The sequence below is a fragment of the Seohaeicola zhoushanensis genome (assembly GCF_014656415.1).
GTDB lineage: Bacteria > Pseudomonadota > Alphaproteobacteria > Rhodobacterales > Rhodobacteraceae > Seohaeicola_A > Seohaeicola_A zhoushanensis.
In genome coordinates this window covers 1-1,334 of record NZ_BNCJ01000064.1, presented here as the reverse complement: position 1 = coordinate 1,334, position 1,334 = coordinate 1, and the positions used below count along the sequence as shown (strand labels likewise).

General features: G+C 57.9%; 1 protein-coding gene and 1 pseudogene. Both read right to left on the bottom strand.

Annotated features, from left to right (window positions below):
• Positions 1-176 precede the first annotated feature (176 nt).
• Entirely contained in the window at positions 177-755 is a 579-nt protein-coding gene (locus tag IE266_RS26705; RefSeq protein WP_189683179.1) for a VPLPA-CTERM sorting domain-containing protein, read from the bottom strand.
• A gap of 218 nt (positions 756-973) precedes the next feature.
• Positions 974-1,334 (bottom strand): annotated as a pseudogene (locus IE266_RS26700) (GDP-L-fucose synthase); the annotation flags it as partial.

The window sequence follows — 1,334 nt, the reverse complement described above, 5'->3', positions numbered from 1 at the left end:
TCCTCCATCTGGCTCGAAAGCCTACTTCAGGGAGGACCACTTTTCAGGGGGCAGGCCACGCTCAACGTGGCAGGGCAAGGCAACGACTTAAACCTTGACACTCGCCCCGAACGAAAGGGGGGCCCGAGAGGCCCCCCTTCATTTCGATATCTATCGGTATTCAGGATCTATCGGTGTTAGGCGCGGCGGCGCAGCGCCATCAGGCCGAGGCCGCTGATCAACAACAGTGCGCCAGCGGGAAGCGGGACCGGTTCCGGCTCGTCCACGACAAAGCTTGCCGAAGCAGTTCGTTCCTTGAGCACACCGTCGACACCAAAGAGGGTAATATGCTTGATACGGCGCCCTTTGCCTGCGCCGTTGATCATGCCCAGATCTGCAGAAGCGAAGCTGTTGCCATAGATCCCCGGCTCGAAGTACTGGGCCGTGAAATAGCTCTTCGCCTGGTAGGCCACGAAGGAGATTTCGTCCTCGCCTTCCCAGGTCCAACTGCCGCTGCGATGCTTCTTCTGATCATAGTTGACCGAGAAGTCACCAACGCTCTTCTGCCTCTTGGAGAGCCGCTCGATCTTGTAGACCGTGAAGCCTTCCTCGTAGAGGTCAAGGTCGCCGACCCAGCGCGTGAAGCGGGCCATGCCGAACTTTTTGGCGTCATTTCCCTTTATTAGCTTGGATTCCGTCGCGAACGTAGCCGCCGAAGCAAAGCCGGCTGTGCTGGTGAGTGCCGCGGCAAGTATCGCGATAACTGTCCGTCTCATTCTATCGCTCCTTACTGGTTACAGAACTAACTTGGTTCATCTTTACTAATACCTTTAGTAGCGCAAGTAATTTCAGGATTCTGAAGACACTTGTTCGATTTTGGATACAAAGCGTCGTGGTTTTGAGATCAATGCACTCGATACCCCTCTCCGGATTGGCAACTAGGAAGCGCATTGCCCAAACCCAGAAGGGGCAACTCCCCTGCCCTTCCCAGAACCTATTTCACCCGCAAGCTGGCCTGGCCCTGAGCAAGATACCACTGGTAGGTCTCGGCGATCCCCGCCTCCAGCGGAATGCTCGCGCGCCAACCCAGCCGGTCGAGGCGCGAGACGTCCATGAGCTTGCGCATCGTGCCGTCGGGCTTGGTCGCATCGAAGGTCAGCCGCCCCCTGAAGCCAGTGACACGGGCCACGATCTCGGCCAGCTCGCAGATAGTCACGTCGCTGCCCGAGCCGACGTTGATGTGGCTTAGCATCGGCTGCGTCTCGCTCTCGTATGTCTCCTTGTCCAGACCTGCGACGAAGAGTGAGGCCGCCGCCATGTCGTCAACATGCAGAAATTCGCGCATCGGCTTGCCC

Coding starts and splice junctions, on each gene's coding strand:
- IE266_RS26705 (WP_189683179.1), bottom strand. CDS start 755: ATGAGACGGACAGTTATCGCGATACTTGCCGCGGCACTCACCAGCACA.